Here is a 13,348-nt window from a genome sequence, read left to right as displayed (position 1 = left end):
AAATACTTGGCGAAAAAATTGGAACAAGTATAAGTTCTTTAGGTTTTGAAAACTTAGGAATTGTTGAAACAAATTCGAAAATATTACGAGATTCACAAGTTCCAATTATTATGATTGAAATCGGTTATTTGACAAATGACGATGACCGAAAAATATTAACAAACGAAAGTAATTACCCTAAAATAGCAGATAAAATTTTTGAAGCATTGAAGAATTAGACATAAAAAAATCTCAGAATATTTTGCTCTGAGATTTTTTGTTTTTTCTCTATTTTCCATCCAATTCTTGTTCTTGATGAAAGGCAATTTGACCAAAATCATCTTGTATATTTTGATAATAAACTTTTGCTTGTAAATAATCTTTGAATCCATAACTTAACTCGAAATTATACACAAAAGCTGGTTGCATAAAAGGATTTCCTTCTGTGTAAGAAATAGGATTACTATACCATTTATTTGGATTTAATTCCCAAAAAGCTGGTCGTTGAATTCTTCGCCCAAAATTAAAATTGAACGAATGATCTTCTGTTGACTGATATTGAATATAAAACTTTGAAAAGCTCTTTTCATAAAAATCAATTAGCAGAAAAAATTGTACAATTTTTAGAAAATTATCAATCAATATAAAACGAAAAAAAGGACTTCAATTGAAGTCCTTTTCTATATTTATTTGCAAATTGTATTAATCACAATTTCCGTCTACATCACAAGAAGCACCATTTTGTGGTTGGTCCAAATGATCTTTTTCGTAAGCCTGTGTCAAAGCAGAAACGAAATACTCGACAGGTTGAGCACCAGAAAGTGCATATTTACGGTCAATTACGAAAAACGGAACGCCAGAAACACCAATATTACGTGCATCTAAAATATCCGAAGCAACTTCAAAAACATTTGCATCAGAATTTAGCATTTCGAGAACTTCGGTTTTGTTCAAACCAATTTCTTCACCCAATTCAGCCAAAACTTCATAATCAGCTACATTTTTACCTTCAGTAAAATACGCTTTAAAAAGTCTTTCTTCTGCTTCCGAACCTTTTCCATTCGCTTGCGCAAAATGAATCAATCGATGAGCATCTCCTGTATTGACAACTTTAGAATTTTGTTGTTGAAAATCAATTCCAACAGCTTTTCCCATTTCAGCCAATTGATTATTCATTGCCGAAACTTGTTCTTCCGAAATTCCTTTTGCTTCGATCAAATAATCATTCACAGAAGTAATTTCAGTTTTTGATAAATCAGGATTTAACTGAAAACTTTTCCATTCAACCTGTATTTTATCTTGATAAGGAATTTGCGTTAGAGCTTGTTCAAAATGTTTTTTTCCGATGTAACAGAACGGACACATTACATCCGACCAGATTTCAATTTTCATATGGAAATTTTTGGTGTAAAAGTTTGTAAAAATACGCTTTTTATTTGAATGGATTCGGTTATTTTTCGGTTAATTTAATCTTGAAAAATTATTAACAAAATCTTGAAAAATAATCGTGCTAAATTGAGTTTTAAATTTGTTTAAGACAAGGTTTAAATTACCTTTGCAGTGAACCAAGAAAAGATGATTAGTTTCATTTTTATTCCAAATCAAATAACGAACAAACAATATGTCAACACACGTAGTAGTCGGTCTTCAATGGGGTGACGAGGGAAAAGGAAAAATTACAGATGTATTAGCCGAAAAATCGGATTATGTTGTACGCTACCAAGGTGGTAACAACGCTGGTCATACTGTATATGTGGGCGATGATAAATTTGTCTTACACTTATTACCTTCTGGAGTTTTACAATGCAAAGGAAAATGTATTATTGCGAATGGTGTCGTAGTAAATCCTGAAGCTTTTTTTGCAGAAACTGAACAATTAGAAGCAAAAGGTTTATCTACAGATCACGTTTTTATCTCGAGAAGAGCGCATATCATTATGCCTTATCACATTTTGTTAGACGAATATCGTGAAGAATTTGCAGGAAAAGATAGTCAAATTGGTACAACAAAACGCGGAATTGGTCCTTGTTATGAGGATAAAGTAGCGCGCGTTGGTATTCGTGCTATTGATTTGTTAAATCCTGAAGTTTTAGCAGAAAAAATCAAAGAAAATTTAGTGGTTAAAAATGCTTTATTCGAAAAATTATTCAATAAAGAGCCATTAAAATTTGAAGATATTTACGAAAAATATTTAGCTTATGGTGAGCGTTTAAAAGAACGTATCTTAGATTCTGAGTTAGAAATTAACCACGCAATTGACGAAGGTAAAAATGTATTATTCGAAGGTGCTCAAGCATTAATGTTAGACATCGATTTTGGTACATATCCATTCGTTACATCATCTTCTCCAACAACAGGTGGAGTTTGTGTTGGTGCTGGAGTTCCTCCTACAAAATTGAAAAATTTGATTGGAGTTTCGAAAGCATATTGTACACGCGTTGGTAACGGTCCTTTCCCAACAGAATTGGACAACGAATTGGGAGAACAAATTCGTCAAGTTGGTCACGAATTCGGAGCATCAACAGGTCGTCCACGCCGTACAGGTTGGTTAGATTTAGTAGCTTTGAAACACGCTTGTATGATTAACGGAATTACACATTTAGTGATCACTAAATTAGATGTAATGTCGAATATTGATACAGTAAAAGTTTGTACAGGTTACAAAACGGAAGACGGAAAAATCATTAATTATTTCACTTCTTCTACAACTAAATTAGCTGATTACGAAGCACAATACGAAGAATTACCAGGATGGAAAGAAGATATTACAAACGTAAAATCTTTTGATGAGTTACCGCAAACAGCACAAGACTACATCCACTACATTGAGAAATACTTAGGAATCGAAGTTTATTTAGTTTCGGTTGGACCAGAGCGTTCTCAAAACATTATTAGAACAACTTTATTTTAATAAATTAAATAGTATAGCCTGACTTTTGTTGGGCTATAACTTTATGAGATATTTTTATGAACGAGATTTTAGAACGATTAAAACAATTGAATTTAGGTATAGATTCTATCGTCCCGATGAAAGGTGGTGATATTAACGATGCTTTTCGATTAGAATCGTTTGATAAAAAATATTTTTTAAAGGTAAATTCCGCAAACAACTTTCCTCATCTTTTCAAGAAAGAAGCACGTGCTTTAGAAACCATCAAAAAGACCAAAACATTTTCGGTTCCGAAAGTGGTAAATGTTGGCGAAGCTGGAAAAGATTTTCAATATTTATTATTAGAATGGATGGAAACCTCTACTCCAACTGTTGTAAATTGGGAAAACTTAGGAAAAAATTTAGCAAAACTTCATCAAAATACTAGTAAACAATTTGGTTGGTCAGAAGATAATTACATTGCAATTGTCGTTCAACCAAATAGTTTAACAGATTCTTGGAGCGAATTTTATGCAAAAAATCGCATCATGCCAATGATGAAACTATTGCAAAACAAACAATTAATCAATTCAAAACAAATAAAATCTGCAGAGAATTTATGTAAACAATTGAATTCGATATTTCCAGAAGAAAAACCTGCTTTATTGCACGGAGATTTTTGGAATGGAAATATTTTAGCCAATAAAAAAGGCGAATTCTCGGTTATAGATCCTGCAATTTATTATGGTCATCGCGAAATGGATTTGGCTATTGCAAAGCTTTTCGGAGGATTTGATGATGTATTTTTTGATGCTTATCACGAAAATAATCCTTTAGCACCAAATTTCGAAGAGCGTTTACCGATTGCACAATTATTTCCATTGCTGATACACGCTTACCTTTTCGAAGGTTATTATGTGAAAGATGTGCAAACCATTTTGAAAAAATTTTAAAAAACAAAACAAACAAATACAATGAACAAGTATCAAAATCCTTTAGAATCGAGATATTGTAGCGACGAAATGCTATATATCTTTTCTCCTGAGAAAAAATTTACAACATGGAGACAGCTTTGGATTGCTTTGGCAGAAATTGAAAAGGAACTTGGATTAGATATTACAGACGAACAAATTCAAGAATTAAAAAATAATGCAACTAATATTGATTATGATGTTGCTGCGGCTTACGAAAAGAAATTTCGTCACGATGTAATGGCTCACGTGCATACGTACGGAGATGTTGCACCAAGCGCAAAAGCAATTATTCATTTAGGCGCTACTTCGGCTTTTGTTGGCGATAACACAGATTTGATTCAGATTCGTGATGGATTTCAACATGTAAAAGGACAATTAATCAATGTGATTGATGGTTTAGCGAAATTTGCGCGTCAATACAAAGATTTACCAACTTTAGGATTTACGCATTTCCAACCAGCACAATTAACAACTGTTGGAAAACGTGCAACACTTTGGTTACAATCTGTTTTATTAGATTTAGAAGAATTAGAATTCAGAATAGATACGTTACGTTTTCGCGGTGTAAAAGGAACAACTGGAACAGCGGCTTCTTTCAAAGAGTTATTTGATGGAGATTACCAAAAAGTAAAAACATTAGACAAAAAATTATCTGAACGTTTCGGATTCAAAAATGTTTTTGCAGTTTCAGGACAAACGTACGATCGTAAAATAGATGCACAAGCATTAGAATTATTATCAAACATTGCACAATCTGCACATAAATTTACAAACGACTTACGTTTATTACAAAATTTAAAAGAGATTGAAGAACCTTTCGAAAAAAATCAAATTGGATCTTCTGCAATGGCATATAAACGCAACCCTATGCGTTCTGAGCGTATAGCTTCTTTAGCGAAATACGTGATGTCTTTGGCAACTTCTCCTGCAATGGTTGCGTCTACGCAATGGTTCGAAAGAACGTTAGATGATTCTGCCAACAAACGTTTAGCGGTTCCTCAAGCTTTCTTAGCGATTGATGCAATTTTAATCATTTGGAACAATATTTTAGATGGTTTAGTCGTTTATCCTAAAATCATCGAGAAGCATATCGCAGAGGAATTACCATTTATGGCAACTGAATACATCATTATGGAAGGTGTTAAAAATGGTGGAGATCGTCAAGAATTACACGAAATTATTCGTACACACTCTATGGAAGCTGCAAAACAAGTGAAAATGGAAGGAAAATCTAACGATTTGATTGAGCGTATTATTGCTGATGATAATGTGAAGATTGATAAAGAAAAATTAGTCGAATTATTAGATCCGAAAAACTTTACAGGATTTGCTTCTGAGCAAACAGAAGAGTTCTTAAAAGATTTGGTTGATCCAATTATCGAAGAAAATAAAGCACTTTTAGGCGCTCATACAGACCTTAAAGTGTAAACACGCTTAAGACAAACACATGAAACAAAAAAAGACTTCCGAATTGGAAGTCTTTTTTTAATTTTAACCTTTAATCAATTATAATCAATGAAAAAATTCTTTCTGCTTTTTGCACTTATTTGTTCTTTTCAACTATTTGGACAAATCAAATATATCACAAATAAAGAATTTACTATACAAGGAAAAGCCTTTGATAATGCGCCTTTTTATCATAGAATCGATACCAACAAATACGCAAATCTTCCCGAAAAAGTAAAAGGTTTATTTACTGCTCCCGCTGGATTATATGTTACATTCAAATCGAATACTTCACAAATAAAACTAGATTGGACAACTCGTTCTACTTATCTGGGTGCGAATACAACTGGAATCATGGCGCGTGGATTGGATTTGTATATCAAAGAAAATGGAAAGTGGATTTTTGCAGGTGCGGCTTTACCAAATCAGCAAAATATCAAAAGTGAATATGATATTATCAAGAATTTACCTAAGACAGAAAAAGAATTCATGCTTTATTTACCACTTTGGAACGAAATTACAGACTTAAAAATAGGAATTGATGCTTCTGCTAATTTTATCAATCAACCGATTGTATATAAAAAGAAAATCGTGGTTTATGGTTCAAGCATTGTACAAGGTGCATCAGCAAGTCGTCCTGGAATGAATTATCCATCAATTTTAACACGAAAAACAGGTTATGAATTCATTAATCTTGGTTTGAGTGGAAATGCAAAAATTGAAATTGAATTAGCTGAAATGATCAAAGATATTCAAGGGGTTGATTTGTTTATCTTGGATTGTGTTCCGAATAGTTCGCCCGAAGAAATCAAAAGTAGAACAATTCCGTTCGTCAAATTACTCCGAAAACATCATCTAAAAACTCCTATTTTGATGGTTGAAAGCTTAATTCGACCAATGAGTAAATTTGATTTAACCGCTCATGAAGATATGACAAGACAAAATCAAACCTATCGAACCCAATACGATACGTTGATAAAAGAAGGTGTAAAAGATTTGTATTTATTGAAAGGTGATAATTTAATTGGTTCGGATAACGAAGGTTCTACAGACGGAATTCATCCAAATGATTTAGGTTTTAGCAGATTATCAGAAGCTATTGAGAAAAAAGTAAATGAGATTTTGAGTAAGAAATAGATCAATACTTAACTCCGATTTTACGTAAAATAAAACCTAACAACCAAATTGGTCCGACCAACAGAAATTGTAAATCCTTAAGAAAACTTGGCTTCTTCCCTTCTATTTTGTGACCTACAAATTGCAGAATCCATGTAATGATAAAAACTACTAAATAAACTATCCAAGATTTTGTACCGAATTGAAGATTGCACAACGAAATAAAATATTCCATAATCAACATTAGAAAAATCATAATTAGACCAACGACAACCGATAATCTAAAATAAAAGATTGAAACAATTACCAACGCAATAATTGACGCAATGCTCATATAACCAAAGTTCTGTACATACAAATGCGGTGTTGGAATGTAGGAAATAAAACCAAGAATCGTCCAAAAGATGAGTGGAACACAAATCCAATGAATGGTTTTGTTTGTCCCATTTTGATGACTTTCTCCATATTCACTAAAAAGTTCTTCTATTTTTCTCATTTGGTTGATTTTAACTTAAATATAGGTTGAATTTGAATAAATTATAAAATCTAATCGTTAAAATATTTTAATACCTTTAATTATTTCCACCACAAAAACTGATTATACCAAAAAGCCAACTTAAATTTAAGTTGGCTATTTTATTTACTTTGGATAAACGACTCGCGAAAAGAAACACGAAGTGTTGATCTATTATTTTTTAAATTATAATTATATTAAGCTTGCATCACAAAAATAGCAGGACGTTTATGAAAATCATACTTTTCATTTTTCCATTCTTTAATAGATAATGTTCGGATATCTTCGTCCTCTAATGTAATATGACACGCGACACAAATCTTAGTTTCGGCACGAAGAATCTTCGTTAAATCTTCCACCATTTGATTGTTACGATAAGGCGTTTCCATAAAAATTTGAGCAATTCCAGTCTTCGAACTTTCAGCTTCTAAATGTGCTAATTTCTTTTTACGTTCGGTCTTATCGATTGGTAAATAACCGTGAAAAGCAAAGTTTTGACCATTCATTCCAGAAGCCATTAACGCCAACAAAATAGACGATGGACCAACCAAAGGCACAACCTGAATACGTTTCTGTTGCGCAACTTTTACCAGCTGTGCACCTGGATCTGCAACCGCAGGTAAACCAGCTTCGGAAATAATTCCGATCGTTTTGTTTTGATCCAATAATTTGATCAAATCTAACATTTCTTCTGGCTCTGTATCTTTGTTTAGAATATAAATATCTAAATCGGCTTGAACTTTTTCGGGGCAAACTTGTTTGATAAATTTACGTGCAGATTTTTCATTTTCTACCACAAACGTATCAATTGCTCGAATAACGTCAAGATTGTATAAAGGCAATACTCTACTGTGTTCGCTTTCACCTAAAAGTGAAGGGATCAAATAAACTTTAGCCGTTTTCATTGTATAATTTTAAAGATTGTATTTTTTGATGACTCCGTCTGTGGCTTCATCTAATAATTGATAAACATGCTCGAAAGCATCTTCACCATCGTAGTAAGGATCAGGCACATTTTGCGTTTGCCCTATTCCATCTTTCAAGATCAATTTAATTTTACCTTGCTCCTCTTCGCTTCGAGCTAATTGTTGCAAATCGATCAAGTTCTGTTCATCCATTGCAAAGATTAAATCAAACTCATCGAAAAAAACTGGATTGAAATGCATCGCACGTTGATCAGAAATATCAACACCATATTTTTTAGCAACCGCAACCGAGCGTCTATCTGGTTGTTCACCAACATGCCAATCACCCGTACCAGCAGAATCTACCAAATGATTGTCGCCAACCTTTGCTTGTAAAATTCCTTCTGCCAACGGAGAACGACAAATATTACCTAAACAAACCATCAAAATTTTCATTGAAAAAATATTTATAGATTAATCTGCAATTTTACGTGAAATATCTTCGATATAACCACGGAATTGCTTGTCCGTTTCTTGTAAATTCTTCACTGTTTTACAAGCGTGTAAAACTGTTGCGTGATCACGTTTACCAATTTGTGTTCCAATACTTGCCAAAGACGCTTTTGTATATTGTTTTGCAAAATACATTGCTAATTGACGCGCTTGCACCACATCACGTTTACGTGTTTTAGACTGAATATCTTCAATCTTCACTTTAAAGTATTCACAAACTGTTTTCTGAATATAATCAATCGAGATTTCTTTGCGAGCTGTTTGTACTAATTTTGATAACGTACGCGCAGTTAAATCTAACGTAATTTCACGTTTATTTAATGTTGCTTGCGCAATAATAGAGTTTAATGAACCTTCTAATTCACGCACATTTGTATCAATATTTTGTGCAATATAATCCATTACTTCATCAGGAAATTCGATACCATCGTTTTCTAATTTTTGTTTCAAAATAGAAAGACGTGTATTATAATCAGGATTTTGCAAATCGGCTGATAATCCCCATTTGAAACGAGAAATTAATCGATCTTCCATATCTTGGATATCTGCTGGAGATTTATCCGAAGTCAAAATAATTTGATTCCCTCTTTGATGTAAATGGTTAAATATATGGAAAAAAACTTCTTGCGTTTTTGCTTTTCCAGATAAAAACTGAATATCATCCATAATCAAAACATCAATCATTTGATAAAAGTGAATGAAATCATTTTGATTATTATTTTTTACAGCTTCAATAAATTGTTGTGTAAATTTCTCAGTTGAAACATACAAAACAGTTTTCTCTGGGTGTAAATCTTTTACTTCTAAACCTATCGCATGCACCAAATGAGTTTTTCCTAACCCTACTCCACCATAGATGAATAGTGGATTGAACGAAGTTCCTCCTGGGCGTTTGGCAATCGCACGACCAGCCGCACGTGCTAATCGGTTTGATTCTCCTTCGATAAAATTATTGAATGTATAGTTATGATTTAATTGCGAATCAATTTTTAATTTTTGCAATCCTGGAATAACGAAAGGATTCATCATTTTACCAGCTTGCAAATTAATTGGCGCTTCTACCTCTTGTGGGCGAGGTTTTTCTTTGTTCGAACTTGGAATACGTACCGTGAATGGCTCACGTCCTTGCGACTTTTGATCCATCAAAATACTGTATACCAATTTTGCATCAGAACCTAATTCTTTTTGTAAGGCACTTTTTAAAATTTTGATATAATGTTCCTCTAACCATTCGTAAAAAAATTTACTTGGTACTTGTATTGTTAAAACATTATTATTTAGTTTGCCCGGACGTATCGGTACAAACCAAGTATTGAAGGCATCTTCTGCAATGTTATCTTTTATAAAAGACAAGCATTTTTCCCACACAGAATTTGCAGTTATCGTCATAATATTGTCCAAAAGTGCTTAAGTTTTAATGTAAAATATTGAAAGTCAATGTTAAATTTTCATCAACACTTCTCTACAAAATTGTGAACAAATTTTGAATAAAAAAAATGATTTAGGTATTGATATATTAAAAAATACTTTGTATAATTAAAAATAATCAATAAGTAGTTTTAGATAAAATAAAAATACTGCAAAGATAATCTTTTCGGACATATTTTGGCTTATAAAACTATTAATTCTTATTTTTGTATCACTATGGAAATTACACAAGAAAAAATTGACTTCGCAATTATCAAAGTAGAAAATCATTTAAATGATTTGGGCATCAAAAATAATTTTTCTCTTTTACGAATTGAACAAGGTGAAGAAAAAAATGTAAGGACTTTTTATTATGAAATAGCAAATCCTACTTTCAAAACAATTATTCAAATTCAATATGATTTCTTAAAAGAAGAGCAAAAAGATTCTTCGCAAACTTCTTTTAGTTGGATGGATTACAAAAAAATTACTGAATAGACTTTTTCATTTTTTATATAATTAATGATAAAGTCTTTTTTTTGTTCTCTACTTTTGAAGATTAAAATGATGTTTTAGAAAATTATGGAGAAGATAGAAGAAACCGAACAATTAAATGTTTTTCGCACCAAAACTCGTATTCTATATAAACACACCGATCAAATGAAAGTGGTTTATTATGGAAATTATCCTGAGTTTTATGAAATTGGTCGTGTAGAATTGATGCGCAAACGTGGTTTTCCTTATGCTGAATTGGAAGCAATGGGAATTCAGATGCCAATTATTGAAATGCATACAAAATATATTGGTAGCGCTTTGTACGATGAATTAATCGAAATTGAAACAACAGTTCATGAGCGTGACAAAGGTGTTCGCATTCGATTTGATTACAATATATATAATGAAGTGGGAAAAATAATTAATCAAGGATACACTATTTTATGTTGTATTGATGCCGAAACTCGTCGTCCTGTTCGTATTCCAGAACGTATTTGGACAAGTTTAGGTTTATAATATTATTTAGAATCATTAATTATTCGTTAAAACAAATTCTTGCAAATGATTTCTCATTAAATTTGTTCCTTAACAAAACATGATTAAAAACGAATGTCAACACTTCAAGAAAAAATCAATCAAACGATTGTAGACGTTATCGATTTTCCAAAAGAAGGAATTGTCTACAAAGACATTACTCCATTGTTCTTAAATTCTGAACTTTCGGACGAAATTGTAGACGCTTTTGTAGAAAAAGCAAAAGGTAAAGTGGATATTGTTTGTGGAATTGAAAGCCGAGGATTTTTATACGGAATTCAGATTGCACAAAAATTAAAAGTCCCTTTTGTATTAATTCGTAAAGCTGGTAAATTACCTCCTCCAACAATTAGTCAATCGTATGATTTGGAATATGGACAAGCAACGATAGAAGTAAATTCGAATTACATCAAAGATGGTGCGCGAGTTTTAATTCACGATGATGTTTTGGCAACTGGTGGAACTGCCGAAGCTTGTGCTAAATTGGTAGAAAAATGTGGCGGAAAAACAACACAATTTTCTTTTATTGTTGATTTGACTTTCTTAAACGGAAAAGATAAATTAACCTCTTTTACAACTGATATTGTTACTTTAACAGAATATTAAACTAAAAACTCCGTTCAAAATTTTTGAGCGGAGTTTTTTATTTTTTAGGCGCTATAATCACTTCTGGTGCTCTTTCATTCCCAATATCCAACAAAGCTTTTATATTCGCTAAAATCTCTCTAAAACTCTGTTTACCTTCTGTTTTATAAGGTCCACTATCTGCATTATATCCAATACAATCTAATCCGAAAACTTTTCCTAAGAAAAGCGCTCTTTTGAGATGATAAGATTGAGAAATTAAAATCACTTTATCAAATTGATAAATATTTTTGGTTCTATAAATCGTGCTATACGTGTCCAAACCTGCCCCATCGAGATAAGTATCTTCAATTTTGACACCTCTATCCAACAAGTATTTTTCCATCACATCAATTTCATTAAAATTCTCGTGAAGTTTTTCTCCAGAAAGTAAAATTACATCCACTTGATCTTCTTTGTAAAGTCGAATTGCAGCATCCAAACGATCTTTTAAAAAACGAGTTGGTTGTCCATTAGCTTGCACTTTTGCACCAAAGACAACTGCTACACGATAATCTGACGGAATATTTCCTTGATAATTGTAAATGTAATACGAAGTAAAAATCTGAATAATCAATGCAACGATCAAAGTGAAAACCGCTATTAATCCAACGATAAACATACTTTTACGCATTACAAATCTTCCTATTCTTACAAGTTTACTCAACTATCTTTTGTTTTAAAAAATTTTAACATTCAAAAGTCTATAAGTTTAGTGATATTTAAAAATTATAAATGTGAAAATTATTTTAAATTTTTCATCGTAATTTTAGAAAATGAATGAGATTGAGTTAAGAACAGTTACCGTTGAACGCTATTTGCAACCTTTACGCGAAGGAGGTTCTTTGCCTGCACTAGCTGATGCAGATGACGGTTTTAAATATGTTTTAAAATTTAAAGGTGCTGGTCATGGTCCTCGCATGTTGATTTCCGAATTGTTAGGAGGAGAAATTGCACGTGTTTTAGGATTTAAAGTTCCTGAATTAGTTTTTGCAAATTTGGACGAATATTTTGGTCAATCCGAAGCTGATGAAGAAATTCAGGATTTGTTAAAATTTAGCGAAGGAACTAATTTGGCTTTGCATTATTTATCTGGTGCAATCAATTATGATCCTGCTGTAATGAAAATTGATGATAAATTATCTTCTCAAATTGTTTGGTTAGATGCTTTTTTGACGAATGTTGATCGTACTTTTCGCAATACAAATATGTTAATGTGGCACAAAGAATTGTGGTTGATTGATCATGGTGCTTCCTATTATTTTCATCATTCGTGGGACAATTGGGAAAAAGCAGCTCTTGCTCCCTTTACGCCAATTAAAGACCATGTTCTATTGAAAAATGCTACAAAACTTGAAGAAGCTGATGCAGAATTTAAAGTGATTTTGAATGATGAAATCATTGATAAAATTGTCGATTTGATTCCTGATGAATGGTTAGAAACAGAAGTTACACATGCTACTCACGAAGAAATGAGAACGGTTTACAAAACATTTATCAAAACACGATTACAACATTCCGAACTTTTTATAAACGAAGCGAATAATGCCAGAAAAAATCTTATATGAGTATGCAATTCTTCGTTTGGTTCCTAAAGTTGAACGCGAAGAATTTATCAATGTTGGAGTAATTTTATTTTCGAAAAAAGAAGATTATTTGAAAGTAAAATATTTTATTAATGATAGTAGAATCAATGCTTTTTGCCACGAATTAGATCTTGATTTTATTGACAGTAATTTGAATGCTTTGTCTAAAATTGCCGAAGGAATTCATCCCGAATCTGCTGTATCTAATTTCGAAACCCCTGAACGTTTTCGTTGGTTAACAGCTGTCAGAAGTTCGTCTATCCAAAGTTCTCGTCCGCATCCTGGTAAAACAACAAACCTTGATAAAACCTTGGATCAATTATATAAAGAACATGTTTTATAAAAGTTAAACGCTTAAAAACGAATGTTTTAAAAATATTTTCTTA

Annotated in this window: 17 protein-coding genes; 10 read left to right on the top strand and 7 right to left on the bottom strand. The window is 32.1% G+C overall.

Features of this window, described 5'->3' with window-relative positions:
• A partial coding sequence (locus N5D03_RS11815) for an N-acetylmuramoyl-L-alanine amidase (RefSeq protein WP_280051777.1) occupies positions 1–218 on the top strand: 218 nt, incomplete at its 5' end.
• A gap of 49 nt (positions 219–267) precedes the next feature.
• Here N5D03_RS11815 and N5D03_RS11810 read toward each other — a convergent pair.
• Both N5D03_RS11810 and N5D03_RS11805 read right to left on the bottom strand, forming a co-directional pair.
• Positions 268–621: a TonB-dependent receptor gene (locus N5D03_RS11810; RefSeq protein WP_185144102.1), complete on the bottom strand. Its 354-nt coding sequence runs from the start codon at positions 619–621 to the stop codon at positions 268–270.
• Between the two features lie 60 nt (positions 622–681).
• Entirely contained in the window at positions 682–1,371 is a 690-nt protein-coding gene (locus N5D03_RS11805) for a DsbA family oxidoreductase (RefSeq protein WP_125349082.1), read from the bottom strand.
• A 229-nt stretch (positions 1,372–1,600) separates the two neighbouring features.
• Between N5D03_RS11805 and N5D03_RS11800 the strand changes: the two genes are divergently transcribed.
• From N5D03_RS11800 to N5D03_RS11785, 4 genes are all read left to right on the top strand, one after another.
• Positions 1,601–2,890 carry an adenylosuccinate synthase gene (locus N5D03_RS11800; RefSeq protein ID WP_280051776.1) on the top strand — a complete coding sequence of 430 codons (1,290 nt, stop codon included), beginning with the start codon at positions 1,601–1,603 and terminating at the stop codon, positions 2,888–2,890.
• A gap of 56 nt (positions 2,891–2,946) precedes the next feature.
• Positions 2,947–3,801: a fructosamine kinase family protein gene (locus N5D03_RS11795; protein ID WP_125349081.1), complete on the top strand. Its 855-nt coding sequence runs from the start codon at positions 2,947–2,949 to the stop codon at positions 3,799–3,801.
• 21 nt (positions 3,802–3,822) lie between these two features.
• Positions 3,823–5,250 carry an adenylosuccinate lyase gene (gene purB / locus N5D03_RS11790; protein ID WP_280051775.1) on the top strand — a complete coding sequence of 476 codons (1,428 nt, stop codon included), beginning with the start codon at positions 3,823–3,825 and terminating at the stop codon, positions 5,248–5,250.
• A gap of 87 nt (positions 5,251–5,337) precedes the next feature.
• Complete coding sequence (locus N5D03_RS11785) at positions 5,338–6,405, top strand: SGNH/GDSL hydrolase family protein (protein ID WP_280051774.1); 1,068 nt, start codon at positions 5,338–5,340, stop codon at positions 6,403–6,405.
• A 1-nt stretch (position 6,406) separates the two neighbouring features.
• Here the strand turns inward: N5D03_RS11785 and N5D03_RS11780 are convergent, their stop codons facing one another.
• The 4 genes from N5D03_RS11780 to dnaA all read right to left on the bottom strand — a co-directional run bounded on the left by N5D03_RS11780 (position 6,407) and on the right by dnaA (position 9,705).
• Positions 6,407–6,880 carry an Mpo1-like protein gene (locus N5D03_RS11780; RefSeq protein WP_280051773.1) on the bottom strand — a complete coding sequence of 158 codons (474 nt, stop codon included), beginning with the start codon at positions 6,878–6,880 and terminating at the stop codon, positions 6,407–6,409.
• 215 nt (positions 6,881–7,095) lie between these two features.
• The gene (locus tag N5D03_RS11775; RefSeq protein ID WP_125349078.1) at positions 7,096–7,803 is read right to left on the bottom strand and encodes an SAM-dependent methyltransferase; all 708 of its coding nucleotides are present in this window, start codon (positions 7,801–7,803) and stop codon (positions 7,096–7,098) included.
• Between the two features lie 9 nt (positions 7,804–7,812).
• Entirely contained in the window at positions 7,813–8,259 is a 447-nt protein-coding gene (locus tag N5D03_RS11770; RefSeq protein ID WP_280051772.1) for a low molecular weight phosphotyrosine protein phosphatase, read from the bottom strand.
• Positions 8,260–8,277: 18 nt separating this feature from the next.
• Complete coding sequence (gene dnaA / locus N5D03_RS11765) at positions 8,278–9,705, bottom strand: chromosomal replication initiator protein DnaA (protein WP_038333589.1); 1,428 nt, start codon at positions 9,703–9,705, stop codon at positions 8,278–8,280.
• A gap of 255 nt (positions 9,706–9,960) precedes the next feature.
• Between dnaA and N5D03_RS11760 the strand changes: the two genes are divergently transcribed.
• The 3 genes from N5D03_RS11760 to N5D03_RS11750 all read left to right on the top strand — a co-directional run bounded on the left by N5D03_RS11760 (position 9,961) and on the right by N5D03_RS11750 (position 11,358).
• Positions 9,961–10,221: a hypothetical protein gene (locus tag N5D03_RS11760; protein WP_038333588.1), complete on the top strand. Its 261-nt coding sequence runs from the start codon at positions 9,961–9,963 to the stop codon at positions 10,219–10,221.
• An 84-nt stretch (positions 10,222–10,305) separates the two neighbouring features.
• Entirely contained in the window at positions 10,306–10,734 is a 429-nt protein-coding gene (locus N5D03_RS11755) for a thioesterase family protein (RefSeq protein ID WP_125349076.1), read from the top strand.
• A 93-nt stretch (positions 10,735–10,827) separates the two neighbouring features.
• Entirely contained in the window at positions 10,828–11,358 is a 531-nt protein-coding gene (locus N5D03_RS11750; RefSeq protein WP_280051771.1) for an adenine phosphoribosyltransferase, read from the top strand.
• 37 nt (positions 11,359–11,395) lie between these two features.
• Here N5D03_RS11750 and N5D03_RS11745 read toward each other — a convergent pair whose 3' ends face one another.
• Complete coding sequence (locus N5D03_RS11745) at positions 11,396–12,043, bottom strand: ElyC/SanA/YdcF family protein (protein WP_280051769.1); 648 nt, start codon at positions 12,041–12,043, stop codon at positions 11,396–11,398.
• A 109-nt stretch (positions 12,044–12,152) separates the two neighbouring features.
• On the opposite strand from N5D03_RS11745, the gene N5D03_RS11740 reads away from it, so the two are divergent.
• Positions 12,153–12,944: a HipA family kinase gene (locus N5D03_RS11740; RefSeq protein WP_125349074.1), complete on the top strand. Its 792-nt coding sequence runs from the start codon at positions 12,153–12,155 to the stop codon at positions 12,942–12,944.
• Complete coding sequence (locus N5D03_RS11735; RefSeq protein WP_125349073.1) at positions 12,922–13,305, top strand: DUF3037 domain-containing protein; 384 nt, start codon at positions 12,922–12,924, stop codon at positions 13,303–13,305. Before N5D03_RS11740 ends, N5D03_RS11735 begins: the two co-directional genes overlap by 23 nt.
• Positions 13,306–13,348 lie beyond the last annotated feature (43 nt).

The sequence above is a fragment of the Empedobacter sp. GD03861 genome, from assembly GCF_029840885.1.
Taxonomy (GTDB): Bacteria; Bacteroidota; Bacteroidia; order Flavobacteriales; family Weeksellaceae; genus Empedobacter; species Empedobacter falsenii_B.
Note: the sequence above shows the minus strand (reverse complement) of the source record. Positions and strands in the feature narration are given on the sequence as shown.

Excerpts from the sequence above, each read along its gene's own strand:
- N5D03_RS11735 (WP_125349073.1), top strand. The coding sequence starts at position 12,922 with ATGCCAGAAAAAATCTTATATGAGTATGCAATTCTTCGTTTGGTTCCT.
- N5D03_RS11750 (WP_280051771.1), top strand. The coding sequence starts at position 10,828 with ATGTCAACACTTCAAGAAAAAATCAATCAAACGATTGTAGACGTTATC.
- N5D03_RS11775 (WP_125349078.1), bottom strand. The coding sequence starts at position 7,803 with ATGAAAACGGCTAAAGTTTATTTGATCCCTTCACTTTTAGGTGAAAGC.
- N5D03_RS11760 (WP_038333588.1), top strand. The coding sequence starts at position 9,961 with ATGGAAATTACACAAGAAAAAATTGACTTCGCAATTATCAAAGTAGAA.
- N5D03_RS11785 (WP_280051774.1), top strand. The coding sequence starts at position 5,338 with ATGAAAAAATTCTTTCTGCTTTTTGCACTTATTTGTTCTTTTCAACTA.
- N5D03_RS11795 (WP_125349081.1), top strand. The coding sequence starts at position 2,947 with ATGAACGAGATTTTAGAACGATTAAAACAATTGAATTTAGGTATAGAT.
- N5D03_RS11740 (WP_125349074.1), top strand. The coding sequence starts at position 12,153 with ATGAATGAGATTGAGTTAAGAACAGTTACCGTTGAACGCTATTTGCAA.
- N5D03_RS11805 (WP_125349082.1), bottom strand. The coding sequence starts at position 1,371 with ATGAAAATTGAAATCTGGTCGGATGTAATGTGTCCGTTCTGTTACATC.
- N5D03_RS11755 (WP_125349076.1), top strand. The coding sequence starts at position 10,306 with ATGGAGAAGATAGAAGAAACCGAACAATTAAATGTTTTTCGCACCAAA.
- N5D03_RS11770 (WP_280051772.1), bottom strand. The coding sequence starts at position 8,259 with ATGAAAATTTTGATGGTTTGTTTAGGTAATATTTGTCGTTCTCCGTTG.
- purB (WP_280051775.1), top strand. The coding sequence starts at position 3,823 with ATGAACAAGTATCAAAATCCTTTAGAATCGAGATATTGTAGCGACGAA.
- N5D03_RS11780 (WP_280051773.1), bottom strand. The coding sequence starts at position 6,880 with ATGAGAAAAATAGAAGAACTTTTTAGTGAATATGGAGAAAGTCATCAA.
- dnaA (WP_038333589.1), bottom strand. The coding sequence starts at position 9,705 with ATGACGATAACTGCAAATTCTGTGTGGGAAAAATGCTTGTCTTTTATA.
- N5D03_RS11800 (WP_280051776.1), top strand. The coding sequence starts at position 1,601 with ATGTCAACACACGTAGTAGTCGGTCTTCAATGGGGTGACGAGGGAAAA.